A 13,095-nucleotide genomic window follows, 5' to 3' on the forward strand; every position below is an offset into this window, starting at 1 on the left:
CGGGAACAGCTCGCCCGGTTACGGCGTTGGGCTGAACGTCTCGTCGAGCGCCGCAGCCAGATCTGCGAGCAGATCGGCGGTGTCCTCGAGCCCCACCGAGAGACGCAGGTGTCCGAACTGCCGGAACTCCGGTGGGTAGGCCGTGACCCGTGGTCCGGAGCCGTCCACGTGCACGATCAGGGTCTCGTCGTGGCCGAGAGAGACGGCGGAGGTGATCACGCGCAGGGCGGCCACGAAACGATTCTGGGCATCCGCGTCGCCCTGCACCGCGAACGCCATCATGCCGCCGAAACCGTTCGGTAACTGTCGTGCGGCCACCTCGTGCTGCGGATGCGACGGCAACCCCGGGTAGGCCACGTACGCGACGCGTGGGTCGGCTTCGAGAAATTCCGCAACGGCTAGGGCTGACGCGCAGTGCTGGCGGATGCGAAGAGGGAGCGTCACCGAGCCGCGCATGATCAGCCACGCATTGAACGGGCTGATGACCCCGCCCACGTCGACCATCGCATCCAGCTTGATCTGTCGGATGAGCTCGGCACGGCCGACCACGGCACCGCCCATCGCATCGCCGTGCCCGTTGATGTACTTCGTGAGCGAGTGAACGACGAGGTCTGCGCCATGATCCAAAGGCCGGAACAGCGGCGGGGGAGTGAACGTGTTGTCCACCGACAGCAGGGCGCCCGCGGCGTGCGCAATGGCGGCGACCTCCGCGATGTCCGTGACCGTCGTCGTGGGATTGCCCACCGTCTCCACGTGCACCAGGCGCGTTTCCGGCCGGATGGCGGCGCGCACCGCGTCGAGGTCGGTCGAGTCGACGAACGTGGCCAGGATGCCGTACTTCGTGGTCAACAGATCGGTGAACAGGCGATAGACGGCCTCGTACGTGACGTTGGCGACCACGACGTGGTCCCCGGATTCAAGCAGGGTGAAGAACACGGCGTGCAGCGCTGCGACGCCACTGGCCAGAGCCACGGCCTCCTCGCCGTGCTCCAGCACGGCAAGCTTCCGCTGCAGGCCGAGCTGGTTGATGCCGGTATTACGTGTGTAGAGGCCGGTACCGGTACCCGACCAACTGAGGGTCGACGGGTCATCGGGCAGCTCATACGAATTGGCCATCACAATGGGCGTGCGCAGCGCGCCAGTACCCGCATCGATGTCGTTGCCGGAATGCACCGATTGGGTGCCAAACCCCATCGTGGCGGGCTCGTGCTTGTCGGGGCGGCCGGTGGGCAGGCGTGGCGGCGTAGTCATGCCTCCACGCTATTGCGAATGCGCCAGGCGTGGGCGCAGGTTACGTTGCGCAGCAAGGTGCTCTCACGAGTATCACGCCCACTCGCCGCATCGGCGGCCGGCTCGCTCTCACCACCCCACTGACGGATGCCGTCGGCCAGCCCGGTGAGGGTGGCCGTCGGCATCCGTTCTCAGCGGGTTTCTATTTTTCGACCATGGCGAATTCGCCGGTCTCGACCTTGGCGCGGTAGCCGAAGATCTCCTTCTTGATGACGCGGGCCATGAGATAGAGCCCGATCACATTGGGGATCGCCATCGCGAAGATCATCGCATCGGAGAACGCGATGACAGGACCGAGCGACAGGGATGCTCCCACGACAGTGAAGATGCAGAACGCAATCTTGTAGGCGAACTCCGCACGGCGGCTGTCTTTGAAGAGGTAGCCGGTGGCCTTCATGCCGTAGTAGGACCAGGAGATCATGGTGGAGAAGGCAAACAGCACGACCGCGACGGCCAGCAAGATCGGGAACCACGGTGCCACGGTTTCGAAGGCGGCGGAGGTTGTTTCGACTCCGGGAGCGCTCGACGTGTCGCTCCAGGTGCCCGTGATGATGATCGCGAGGGCGGTCATCGTGCAGATCACCACGGTGTCGATGAACGGTTCGAGCAGGGCGACGAAACCCTCGGTTGCGGGCTCTTTGGTCTTCACCGCGGAGTGTGCGATTGACGCGGATCCCACGCCGGCCTCGTTCGAGAATGCGGCCCGCTGGAAGCCCTGAATGAGCACTCCGACGATACCTCCGGCGATACCCTCCGGGTTGAATGCCCCGGTGAAGATCTGGCTGATCGCATCCGGTATGGCCGTGAAGTTGGTGAAGATCACTGCGAGGCAGCCGAGCATATAGAGAACCGCCATGAAGGGCACGATCTTCTCGGTGACCTTGGCAATCGACTTGATGCCGCCGATGATGACGGCGCCGACAGCGATGGCGAAGACGAGGCCGATGACGAAGCGCCACGGACCGAACAGGCCGTCTTCCCCGCCTGTGACATTGATCAGCTGGCTCGTGGCCTGGTTGGCCTGGAACATGTTGCCGCCGCCGATGGAGCCGCCGATGCAGAAGAGGGCGAAAAGCACGGCGAGGAACTTGCCGATCCGGCGTTTGCCGAGTGCGGCGAGGCCATCGCGCAGGTAGTACATCGGGCCGCCGGAGACAGAACCGTCCGCGCGCTCAATACGGTATTTCACTCCGAGGGTGCATTCGGCCATCTTGGTACTCATGCTGAGGAACCCGACCAGAATCATCCAGAAGGTTGCGCCGGGGCCACCGATGGACACGGCGACCGCCACGCCGGCGATGTTGCCGAGCCCGACAGTGCCCGAGATTGCGGTCGTCAAGGCCTGGAAGTGGGACACCTCGCCGGCATCCTCGGGCTCCGAGTAGCGACCGCGAACGAGGTCGATTGCGTGCTTGATGCCTCGCACGTTTTGAAACTTGAGGTAGATCGTGAAGAACAAGGCCGCGGTGACGAGCCACATCACGATGATGGGGATTTCCATGTACGCGATGGACTCGGGGTCACCGATCTTGATGGAATAGAAAATGATGCCGCTGATGAAGTCCGCGATGGGCGTAAAGGCGCTGCTGATGGCATCGTCGACGCTGGCCGTGGGCATGATGACGCCCACGGTCGCTGGCCCGATCATGGAACCACCGTCACGGGGGTCTTCGACATTTGAATCAGGCGCACAGGTGTACTGCCGAAGAGCACCTGCTTGAGTCGCGAATCACCCGTTCGTCCGACAATGATCTGCGTGCTGTTCAGCTGTTTCGCAATAGAGACCAGCTGGTCAGCCGGGCTGCCATGCACAACGCTCGTGGTGGGAGTCACGGAGGAGTCCGCGGTGACGGCCAGTGCAGGCTGCATGATCTGTGTCTCGGCAGCCGCGATCTCCTGCGCTTTGCTGGCCGAGCGGTGCGCATTCTCGGACGGACTGTTGAATGAATACGGTGACCAAGGGATCACGTGCACAATGTGCAGCGTCGCCCCCGATTCGTCGGCCAGCTGACAAGCGAATGCGACCGCCCTTCGGCTGGAATCGCTCCGGTCTATTCCCACAAGTAATGACGTCATTGTGCATTCCCCCTCGTTTGATTTGTCGGCAGCGACAAACCGTGGTGGACCCCACACTACTTTGGGGGACATCGCCAATGTGAAAAGCGAGAGATTGCCGCAGAACCGAACGTTGGCTGAGCGGCGGATCACCCTGCCGTGAAGACCACGTCCACCCAGTAGTTGCTGCTGTTGTAACTCAGCGTCGGGAAGCCGGTCGAGCCGTAGCGGTAGACGCCGTTCGGGCCGTCCGTGCCGCTCGCGAGCCCATGAAGCGGAGCCCTGTCGGCCGCGGAGCCGAAGAAACCGCCATTGGCCGCATAGCCGCCCTTCGGCGCGTAGTACGACACGGTGTAAGTCGTATTCGCGGCGATGGTCACCGGCGTCGAGAGGTTGGCCTGTTGCCAGCCGGAGGCGGTCTCCCCGGTGAAGGTGACGGTGGCGAGATTTGTACCGGTTGGTGACCACAGGTATCCGGTGTGGCTGCCGGTGTTCATCGCCCCTTTATAGAAGCGAATCCCCGTGACCTTACCGACCACATCGGAGCGGAATTTCATGCCCAGACCGACAGCGGCCGTGTCCGCGGCGCTCGCCGTGGCCGGGACAGAGCTCGCGGCGAACACGCTGCACGGGCACGTCGGCGCGACAACGGCCGCAGCGGTCGTGAAGGTCCAGGAGTAATCAGACATTGTCTGTCCCGCGGTGGTGGTGGCTCCGGATACGGTGGCGGTATACGTGGTGCTCGGAGACAATGCGGCCGTCGGGGTGAACGTCGAGGTGTTGGTCGCCGAGTCGTGGGAGGTGGCGCCTGCGAGGGAGGATCCTGCCCCATTCCTGAGCCCGAAGACGACTGTTGATGCCGTCACGGCCTGGTTGAACGTCGCGGCCACGCTGGACGTCAACGCAACCCCGGTCACAGCGTTACCCGGGGCGGTCGACACGACCGTCGGAGGCGTGGCCGTCACGGTTCCCGTGTTGAAGACGAGGTCCACCCAGTAGTTCTGCCCGTTGTACGTTTTTGTGGGGAAGGCGCTTGTCGCGGTGTACACGTACACCCCATTCCCCGACGAAGGGGTGCTCCGCGGTGCGTGAAGCGGTGGGCTGTCGACGGATTCGCCCCCTGCCGGCGCCGGAGCCGGATTCGGGTAGAGGTATCCCGCTGCCTCTGCGTAATGTCCCTTGGGGGCGAAATAGGACACGACGTAGGTCGTGTTCGCTGCGACCGTTACGGGAGTGGAGAACGCAACGGATTGCCAGCCGGAGGTACTCTCACCGGAGAAGACTGCCGTGGCAAGACGGGTGCCCGATGACGACCACAGGCTCCCGGAGTGTGTTCCGGTATTCGCCGTCGATTTGTAGAAGCGCACCCCGGATACGGTGCCGGCGACGGTCGAGGAAAATTTAAGCCCAAGCTCGACGCTGCCGGCGTCACCCGAGTCGGGGATGATCGGTGTCACGCCGTTGCCCCACAGGCTGCAGGGGCACGCCACGTTCACATCAGCACCCGCTGTGGGCGCTTCGAGATTGCCGCTGTCGTCGACGGCACGTGTTCGCACCGCCGTGCTCGGGCTGCCGTGCGCGACCCAGGAATAGGTCCAGGCCGTTGTGCCGGTGGCGGGATGCCAGGTTGCCCCGGCATCGGTGGAAATCTCCACGCCGGCCACGACCCCGCCCCCGGCGTCGGTCGCCGTTCCGGAAATGGTCACTCGTGTGCCGTCGGCGAGGGTCTGCCCCTGGAGTCCCGATTTGATGGTTGATGTCGGTCGCGTCACATCCGCCGTCCTGCTCGCGGTTACCAGGCCTGGCAGCAGTGTGGCGGGTTGGGCATCCATGTCGGCGAACACGTTGACCGTGGCTTGCTGCATCGTGCGGTCCGGTAACTTACCCGTGGTGAAGCCGTCAAGCCCGTAGGACCATTGCACCGTTCCGGCTCCAAAAACCAAGGAGCCGCTGGCCGCGCGATACATGGTGAGGTTGTGGGTGACCGTACCGGGCGCGACGGTTGACCCGTAGTCGGTGAAGACTTCGGGGGCGGTCACGGTGGTCGATGACAGGCGGAATGCGCCCGCCGGGCGGAAGCCATTGTCCGAGTCTGCATCCCACTCGTAGCCGAGGGTCTTGAGGCCCGCTCCGAGCGTGAGGGATTGCGAGCCGGTGAGGGCCGCGGCGGCGGTATTGCGCCATATTCTCAGTGAAGCATATTCGGCGGGCACCGTGATATCGCTCGATCCCAGCGTGACAAGGAAATACTGACCGGTGAGGGCATTCTCGGGATTGCCGCCGCCGGTCGCCGTGCCGAAACGTGGGTCGCGCCAGGTGCCGGTCCAGGTGACCGGGTCGGTGGGCGCGTTGAAGTGGGTGTCCTTGTAGCTCACGAGTGTGCGATCGGCGGTGATCGTGCCGGCTGCGCTGGGCTCCCAGCGCGCTCGCCAGAAAATCTCGTTGCCGGAGAGGAATGCCAGGTTGACGCCCGCGTCACGCGCTGCCTCGACGTTCGCTCGTTGGGGCCCGTCCAGTATTCGTCATGCCCGCTTGAGACGAAGACCTTGTGGTTGAGCAGCAGGGCGCCGCGCGTCGAGGTGTCCAGTCCGCTGAGATAGCTCACGTCGTAGGCGTTTGCCTCCAGAAACCGGATCAGGGGATACTCGGTGTCCATGATCCAGTTCGGCCCTTGGACGCTGGGCGTGAACGGTCGGTTGTAGGAGACCTTGAATGCCGCCTTGTAGGTGAGCGGGTTGCCGGGAGGGCAGGCGACCGAGCACGTGTACAGGCTGTTTCCGCCGTAGTTGTTGTAGGCCTGCCACGTCTCGTCGGAAGTCTGCACGACCATCGTGCTTGTGCTCGCATCGTTACGCACGACGAAGGGAATGTTGCTGGCGCCGCCGGTATCATTGCGCACCAGATGAGCGATGTAGACACCGGAAACGGATGCGCTCGGCACGGTCCACGACGCCGATCCATCCCAATTGCCGCAATCGATCAGTCCCGTGGCCGGGAAGGTGAGGCAGGCCGGCTGCGCCTGGGGCAGTGCTGCCGACGGCAGCAGGCCAGCGACGATCATTCGCGCACCATTGCCCTGGTAATACCCGAGTCGCAGGATGTCGATGCGGTACGAAAGGGCCGGGGTGAGGATCTTGAAGCCCACCGTTTCGCCCACATTGACGCTCATGGCCGTGGAATAACCCTGGATGCTCGTGTCACCGGTACCGGAAACGTTCCACGCGCTCGCCGGCGTACCCGGCAGCGAGTTTTCGCAGGCGATCGCGTTGCTGATGGGGGCGGTGCAGGCGGCCGTTGCTGCCGTGGCGCTGGGTCCGGGAGCGATACCGGCGGCGCAGAGCAGGAGGGCGCTGACCAGAGTGGCCAGCAGGAATCGGCGTTGACGTGGACCGGTTCGGGACATTGCAGTTCTCCATCGACGCGGTGACAGCCACTTGACTCAGGCCCGATCCCGAATGAAGCAGCGCAAACATGAGTATTCCGCCTGCACTGTATGGCGACAGAGCTGCCCTCGCTAGTGCCCGGTTGTCACCCGTCAGAGGGTGCGCAGTCCCACCGAGGTGATCACGTCTTCGCGCTGCCCGCCGGAATGCACGATCTGAGAACCGTCCACGGTCAGCTGGCTCGCGTGGCAGCGCAACGCCGCAGTGACGGTCTCCACGTGTTGATCGAGCGAAAACCACTCACTCGCCTCCAACGGTGTGTGCACGGTTTCGGCGAACGGCGTGGCCGCCCAGCGGCAGGCGGCGAGTGCGGCGTCGTGAACCCGCACGTGGTCGGGGTGGCCGTAGCCGCCGCCGTGGTCGTAGCTGATCACGAGGGACGGCTGGAGGGTCGCAACGAGAGCCGCAATGTCCTGAGTCACCTCGGTCAGGGGGGCCCGCACCAGGGCATCGTCCGCGATATCGGGTGCCGGACCGGCCAGACCTGGACGGATCCACGTCATGCCTGAGTCACGGTAGTGCCGGGGCGAGAGGGCCTCGGCGCGGGCCGGCGCCTCGCCGAGCCAGTACCGCTCGGCAATGCCGAGGGTGCGTGTGGCTCTGTCCAGTTCCCGCTCGCGCTCGGCGCTCAGGGCATCCGTTCCCTCGAGTCCCGACAGGGGGCCGGCGACGACTTCGCCGCGCTCGCCGCGCGTGGCGGTGAGAAGCCAGACGTGGATGCCGCGGCTGACCAACTCCGCGATCAGCGCGCCGGTGGTGATGGTCTCATCGTCGGGATGCGCGTGCACGAAGAGAACGGAGGACAGCCCATCGAGCATGCTCACGCGATGGCGAGTTGCTGTCGGCAGCCGGGAAGCAGCAGGGATCGGTAGACGGCGAGGAGCTTCTGAGCGGAACGCGGCCAGTCGAGGTGCTCCGCGCGTTCGCGGGCGGCGAGCGACAGCCGGTGGGCGAACTCAGGGTCCGCAAGAACCTGTGTGATCGCGGAGCCCCAGGCTCGCGGATCCCGCGATTCCACGATGATTCCCGTGGTGCCGTGCAGGACAGCCTCACGCAGGCCGCCCGATGACGCGGCCACGACGGGAACGCCGCTGGCTGCCGCTTCAAGGGCCACCAGCCCGTAGGTTTCGGAGTGTGAGGGTACCAGAACAACTCGCGCTTCGCGGAGGAGTGTCGAGAGTTTGACGCGAGATTGCGGGCCGACGAAGCGCACGTCGCGTTCGACGCCGTGGCGGGCGGCAAGGGCGCGGAGATCATCGACGTAGCCGTCGAAGTCACTCGAAGCGTCGCCGGCGATGATCAGTTCGGGGCGGAGGGCTTCGGGTACGGCTGCGATCGCCTCAATCGCGAGGTCGAGTCCTTTCAGGGGCTGCAGCCGCGCGGCAACGATCGCGTAACCGCGGCCGGGGCGAGGCGCGTGCTTCGTCGGACGGAAGAGGGTTCCGTCGACGCCGGGCGGCACGACGGCGATGCGCTCGCTCAGGCCTCCCAGGCGGTGGCGCACCGTGTCGGCCTCAGACTCGCTGATCGCCACGATGGCGTCGGACTGGCGGGCGAGCCACGCCTCACCGGCCATCCGACCGGCCGACTCGGGACGCTCGCCGTCGGAGAGGGGCGACGTTTCGTCGGCAGCGATGCTGTGGAAGCTCTGCACGTGCGGGGTGCCGAGCTTGCGGGCGAGGGGGAGTGCGGCCATTCCGGAAAACCAGTGGTGTGAGTGGATGACGTCATAGGGGCCAAGGGCGGACATCCGCTGTCGAAACTCGTCGATGAAGTCTTCGTGGTCTCCCTTGGGGACCGGTGCTGCCGGCCCGGCATCGAGAAACCGCAGGGTGACCCGCGGGTTGAGCTGTACCTTCTTCGCAATCTCGGGCGAGGACCGGCGGGTCAGGATCTCCACGCAATGACCGGCGGCCGCGAGGGCCTCCGCTTGGTGCCGCACGACAACGTTCATGCCTCCGGCGTCCCCTGAGCCGGGCTCGGCCCCGGGGGACGTATGCAGGGAGACAAGGGCGATACGGAGGGATATCGATACGGAAGGCACCACAAAATCTTAACGCACGCAGGCTCGCGTGCGCCCGCGATAGCAGTATCCGCGGGCACGGTCCGAGTTCTCTCGGTTCCCACAGCATTGTTCGTGGCATTCACAGACTGGGGTAGACGAGAGGTTTTAGGCAGCATGATCGATGTACTACTACCGGCGGTCCAATGCCCGGTAGGGGGCTATCGATACTGGAGTGAAACCATGAAGGTCACCAAATTGAGGTCTGGCACATTCAGATCCGGGGCGCTCGCTGCCCTGGCAGTCGGGGCATTGTGCCTCACCGGCGTCGTGTCGGTCGGTGCGGCGAGTGCCGCCACTGGCGCGGATTCGTCCGATGTCACGAGCTGGATCGTTCCACAGACCCAGCAGGCCGGCGCACCGTACTGGACGTCGGAACGCATGATGAATGCAACACCCGGCGATGTGCTGGTGCAAGACAACGTGGCATCCGCTCACCCGAGCGACGTGCGGGTGGGGCCCAAGAAGTCGGTCGGCAAGCAGAAGCCCGCGGCGCAGCCGATGGCGGCGCAGGTGACGCCGATCGATAACATCGGCAAGGTCTTCTTCACCCTCGGCGGCAGCGACTACGTGTGCTCCGGCAACGCGATTGCCTCGGGCAACCAGAACACCGTGGTGACGGCCGGCCATTGCGTGAACTCCGGGCCTGGCGCGTTCGCCTCGAAGTTCACGTTCGTTCCGGCGTATGAGAACGGGTCCGCGCCGTTCGGACAGTGGAGCGCGACCGAACTGTATGCCCCCACCCAGTGGGCCTCGGGCGGAGACATCACCTACGACACGGGCTTCGCTGTCGTCGCCTCGCCGAACGGTACAAGCCTCAGCGACACGGTAGGAGCCTCTGGCGTCTCGTTCAACAACAGCCGTGGCCTCACGTATTCGGCCTACGGCTATCCGGCGGCGGCCCCGTTCACCGGGCAGACGCTGCAGTCCTGCTACGGCTCCGCCACCGACGACCCGTACGCGCAGTCCGAGTCGCAGGGAATCCCGTGCGATATGACGGGCGGCTCGTCGGGCGGACCCTGGTTCATCGGCTCTGGCGCGAACGGCTACCAGAACTCGGTCAACAGCTTCGGATACAACAACATTGCGAACACCATGTTCGGCCCGTACTGGGGCGCCGTCATTGCGAGCACCTATGACGCAGCATCCGCCTAAACCGGCCGACGATGCGGCCGACGCCGTGGGGGTCGAGAGTCACCGGCTGACTCCCGACGACGACGGCTGGACGGACGAGCGGATGCGCGCGGCCACGCCGCGCGAGATCCGGCTCAACCCGGACGGAACGCGTCAGAGCGACGCGGAACCGACGGAACCATAGAACGACGAGATCGTCGGATGCTCAGGCATCCGACGATCTCGTCGTGGTGCGCCTGGCCCCGGGAGTCGACGTGACGCTTTGAACGCGTGCCGAGATGGCCGAGGGCGTGCTCGTCTCCGTGGGAGTCGCAGGGTGTTCCCACTACCTGACCAGCGGTCGCTAGGCTCTATGGGGTGATTGAACCAATTCAGCTGTCCCACGGTGTCGTTTTCCGGGTTCTTCGGCGTGACGACGCCGAGCGTCTCGCGGCGACGTACATCAAGAACCGCACGCACCTGGCGCCGTGGGATCCCGAGCGGCCCGACGACTTTTTCACGACGGCCTGGCACGAGGGGGAGACGGCGCAGCAGCTCGCCGCTCTGTCGTCCGGGGCGGCCGTCCCGATGGTTCTGGCCACCCCGACCGCGATTGTGGGCCGCGTCACCCTCTCCGGCATCACGCATGGCGCCTTCGAAAGCGCAAGCCTCGGCTACTGGATCGACGCGGACGTGACCGGTCTGGGGCTGATGTCCGCCGCTGTCACCCGAATTGTGGAGATCGCGCGGGCAGGTGTCGGCCTGCACCGGCTGCAGGCGGGAACCCTGCTCCATAATTACGCGTCTCAGCGTGTGCTGCAGAAGGCTGGTTTTGACTACTTCGGCACGGCGCCTCGCTACCTGCGCATCGCTGGCGAATGGCAGGACCACAAGCTCTTTCAGAAGATCCTGCACGACTGAGTTGCCGAGGAGGCGTCAATCGGCATCGAGGGGCATGGCGGAGGCCCGCTTTCGTGAGGAAGCGGACCACGACGCGCGGGACGCGGGGTTCCTCACCACGTTCCGGGACTGACGCCGTGCTGGCAGGAGGGATCTGTATCGTGGCTGGCATGTCATATTCGCTCCGCGCCATCGATTCCCTTGACCTGGCCCAGATTCTCGATCTTAATAATGCGGCGGTGCCGGCTGTCAACGAGTTGGACTCCGCCGGGCTCGAGGCGTTGGTGGCTGCCGCGGCACTCGCGCACGTGGTCACCTCGGATGCCGCTCCGCACGTCGTGCTCGGGTTCGCCATCGTCTTCGCCCCCGACGCCGATTATGCCAGCGAGAATTATCGTTGGTTTTCTGCGCGGTCGCGCAGCTTTCTCTACGTGGACCGCATCGTGGTGAGTGCCGAGGCGAGGAACCAGAGGCTCGGCGCGCTGCTGTATGACGCCATCTTCACCGCCGCACGCGAGTCGGCGGCCGCAGAAGTCTTCTGCGAGGTGAACACCTCTCCGCCGAACCCCGGCTCGCTCGCGTTCCACTCCCGCTTGGGCTTCACTGAGATCGGGCAGCAGGCCACGAAGAACGGTACGGTCGTCGTGGCGTTGCTGTCGGCATCCGGTGATGAGCGGTCCCTCGAGCGCAGCCGACCCTAGCGACGCGGCACCGCCCTCCCCGTCACCAGGATCATCAGCTGCACGATGATTCCGATTCCGCATCCCACCATCGACAGCACGATGAGAATGCGCACGACGAAGTTCGAGTCGAAGCCGATGGGGAAGGCGAAAGGAAACACGCGCCAGAGGGAGACCAGGATCGCCATGCCGATGCCGAACGTCACGAGGTCTCCGACGGCCTTGACGCGAGGGAGATCCACGATGAGGTACACCGCATTGGTGAACATGCCGACGATCAAGGAGAGGTTGACGAGCGGGAGCAGCTGCTGCAGGTCGTCGGTCAGAAACGGGAGGACCTGCCATCCCGGCCAGACGTTGACGGCGTAGAGCAGGGCCCCGTTGATCACGATGGCACCGCCGTAGCCCCCGCGGCGGGCGGCGGCGCGGTCACGTCGTTTCTCGGTCGCCTCGGTCATCATCACCTCTGCTTCGTGTGGAGGGACTGCGCGAAGGCAGATTATCACCGCCCTGCTCTACCCACGGCGCGTGTTGTCTGTCAGTGTTTCAGCATGAGTGAATCAGACATGAAAGCCGATCTCCAGCGGTATCTCCAGAGTGGTCGTGACGCTCTTGTGTGGAAGCTTGAGGGCCTGTCGGAGTATGACGCGCGCCGTCCCGTCGTGCCCACCGGAACCAACGTGCTCGGGCTGATCAAACACGTCGCGAGCGTCGAAGCGGGCTATCTCGGGGACACATTCGGTCGCCCGTTCGGTGAATCCATGCCGTGGATGGCGGATGGCGCGGAGCCCAACGCGGATATGTGGGCCACGGTCACGGAATCCCGTACGGACATCGTCGATTTCTACCGGCGGGTGTGGGTGCATTCCGACGCGACGATCGCGGCGCTGCCTCTGGACTCGACGGGGGTCGTGCCTTGGTGGCCGGCGGATCGCAGCACGACGACGCTGCACCGAATCCTGATTCATCTGATCGCGGAGACGCATCGACATGCCGGCCATGCCGACCTCGTTCGGGAGCTCATCGACGGTTCCGTGGGGATGCGGAAGGGCAACGACAACCTGCCGGCCGGAGATGATATTTGGTGGGAGACGTACCGCGACGGGCTGGAAGACGTGGCGAGAGCGGCCGGTGCGGCCGCGGCCTCCCATGATGGCTAGAAGCGTCGGTTGCTGACCACGCCCTCGCCTCCACTCCTCTGCCAGTGCATCGCCGGCTCGGCGTGATCAATCGCGTGACCGGCACCGCCCTATTTAGGTTCGGTCGTCTGGCACGCGGTCGCCCCCGGTGGCCCGGTAAATCCCCTTAGTCCTGATAGTTGTTCACGGAGCTTCGGATGGCATCGGCGTACAGGTAGATCTCGTCAAGTGAATCAATCGCGTGACGCGTTTCGGTCTTATCCGCATCAAAAATGCCGACGTACTTCTGTTTCTTTCCGTTGAAGTGCAGACGTGCGATGGGCTTGCGATTGTTGTCATCGAGAAGCACCGCGAAATAGGACTTTGCGTCACGGTGCATCACGCGTTGCGGCTTCACCTCGCTACATGCAATC

13 protein-coding genes and 2 pseudogenes are annotated in these 13,095 nt (G+C 64.7%); 5 read left to right on the forward strand and 10 right to left on the reverse strand.

The genetic code is table 11. The annotated features are described in order from the left end of the window. Nucleotides 1–18 precede the first annotated feature (18 nt). From JF66_RS01880 to JF66_RS01905, 8 genes and pseudogenes are all read right to left on the reverse strand, one after another. Nucleotides 19–1,251, reverse strand: coding sequence for a PLP-dependent aspartate aminotransferase family protein (locus JF66_RS01880; protein WP_035874231.1), 1,233 nt, complete (start codon nucleotides 1,249–1,251; stop codon nucleotides 19–21). Beyond that, nucleotides 1,248–1,415 carry a hypothetical protein gene (locus tag JF66_RS22810; protein WP_156109613.1) on the reverse strand — a complete coding sequence of 56 codons (168 nt, stop codon included), beginning with the start codon at nucleotides 1,413–1,415 and terminating at the stop codon, nucleotides 1,248–1,250. Before JF66_RS22810 ends, JF66_RS01880 begins: the two co-directional genes overlap by 4 nt. A 17-nt stretch (nucleotides 1,416–1,432) precedes the next feature. After that, complete coding sequence (locus JF66_RS01885) at nucleotides 1,433–2,938, reverse strand: sodium:alanine symporter family protein (RefSeq protein ID WP_035874235.1); 1,506 nt, start codon at nucleotides 2,936–2,938, stop codon at nucleotides 1,433–1,435. After that, nucleotides 2,935–3,366, reverse strand: coding sequence for a universal stress protein (locus JF66_RS01890; protein WP_035874237.1), 432 nt, complete (start codon nucleotides 3,364–3,366; stop codon nucleotides 2,935–2,937). The genes JF66_RS01885 and JF66_RS01890 overlap by 4 nt, the downstream gene beginning before the upstream one ends. A gap of 128 nt (nucleotides 3,367–3,494) precedes the next feature. Beyond that, on the reverse strand, nucleotides 3,495–5,312 hold the full coding sequence (locus tag JF66_RS01895; RefSeq protein WP_369797936.1) for a DUF4082 domain-containing protein: 1,818 nt from the start codon (nucleotides 5,310–5,312) through the stop codon (nucleotides 3,495–3,497). Next, nucleotides 5,304–6,748, reverse strand: a pseudogene (locus tag JF66_RS24140) (N,N-dimethylformamidase beta subunit family domain-containing protein); the annotation flags it as partial. The gene JF66_RS01895 and the pseudogene JF66_RS24140, both read right to left, overlap by 9 nt. A gap of 132 nt (nucleotides 6,749–6,880) precedes the next feature. Further along, nucleotides 6,881–7,606, reverse strand: a complete 726-nt coding sequence (locus tag JF66_RS01900) for a PIG-L deacetylase family protein (RefSeq protein ID WP_035874240.1) — start codon at nucleotides 7,604–7,606, stop codon at nucleotides 6,881–6,883. Between the two features lie 2 nt (nucleotides 7,607–7,608). Beyond that, the gene (locus tag JF66_RS01905) at nucleotides 7,609–8,832 is read right to left on the reverse strand and encodes a glycosyltransferase (RefSeq protein ID WP_035874374.1); all 1,224 of its coding nucleotides are present in this window, start codon (nucleotides 8,830–8,832) and stop codon (nucleotides 7,609–7,611) included. Between the two features lie 201 nt (nucleotides 8,833–9,033). Here JF66_RS01905 and JF66_RS01910 point away from each other — a divergent pair, with 201 nt between their 5' ends. The 4 genes from JF66_RS01910 to JF66_RS01925 all read left to right on the forward strand — a co-directional run bounded on the left by JF66_RS01910 (nucleotide 9,034) and on the right by JF66_RS01925 (nucleotide 11,564). Further along, on the forward strand, nucleotides 9,034–10,005 hold the full coding sequence (locus JF66_RS01910; RefSeq protein ID WP_035874243.1) for a serine protease: 972 nt from the start codon (nucleotides 9,034–9,036) through the stop codon (nucleotides 10,003–10,005). Further along, a complete protein-coding gene (locus JF66_RS01915; RefSeq protein ID WP_035874246.1) occupies nucleotides 9,986–10,168 on the forward strand; it encodes a hypothetical protein in 183 nt (60 codons plus the stop codon). Before JF66_RS01910 ends, JF66_RS01915 begins: the two co-directional genes overlap by 20 nt. Nucleotides 10,169–10,341: 173 nt before the next feature. Continuing rightward, on the forward strand, nucleotides 10,342–10,884 hold the full coding sequence (locus JF66_RS01920; protein ID WP_369797934.1) for a GNAT family N-acetyltransferase: 543 nt from the start codon (nucleotides 10,342–10,344) through the stop codon (nucleotides 10,882–10,884). Between the two features lie 149 nt (nucleotides 10,885–11,033). Next, complete coding sequence (locus JF66_RS01925; RefSeq protein WP_051973008.1) at nucleotides 11,034–11,564, forward strand: GNAT family N-acetyltransferase; 531 nt, start codon at nucleotides 11,034–11,036, stop codon at nucleotides 11,562–11,564. On the opposite strand, the gene JF66_RS01930 is transcribed toward JF66_RS01925, so the two are convergent. Then, nucleotides 11,561–12,004: a hypothetical protein gene (locus tag JF66_RS01930; protein ID WP_051973009.1), complete on the reverse strand. Its 444-nt coding sequence runs from the start codon at nucleotides 12,002–12,004 to the stop codon at nucleotides 11,561–11,563. The two genes, JF66_RS01925 and JF66_RS01930, sit on opposite strands and share 4 nt — an antisense overlap. A gap of 90 nt (nucleotides 12,005–12,094) precedes the next feature. On the opposite strand from JF66_RS01930, the gene JF66_RS01935 reads away from it, so the two are divergent. After that, nucleotides 12,095–12,703 (forward strand): DinB family protein, encoded by a 609-nt coding sequence (locus JF66_RS01935; RefSeq protein ID WP_035874249.1) that lies wholly within the window; start codon nucleotides 12,095–12,097, stop codon nucleotides 12,701–12,703. Between the two features lie 145 nt (nucleotides 12,704–12,848). Here the strand turns inward: JF66_RS01935 and JF66_RS01940 are convergent. Further along, nucleotides 12,849–13,095 (reverse strand): annotated as a pseudogene (locus JF66_RS01940) (restriction endonuclease); the annotation flags it as partial.

The organism is Cryobacterium sp. MLB-32 (genome assembly GCF_000738085.1).
Lineage (GTDB): Bacteria > Actinomycetota > Actinomycetes > Actinomycetales > Microbacteriaceae > Cryobacterium.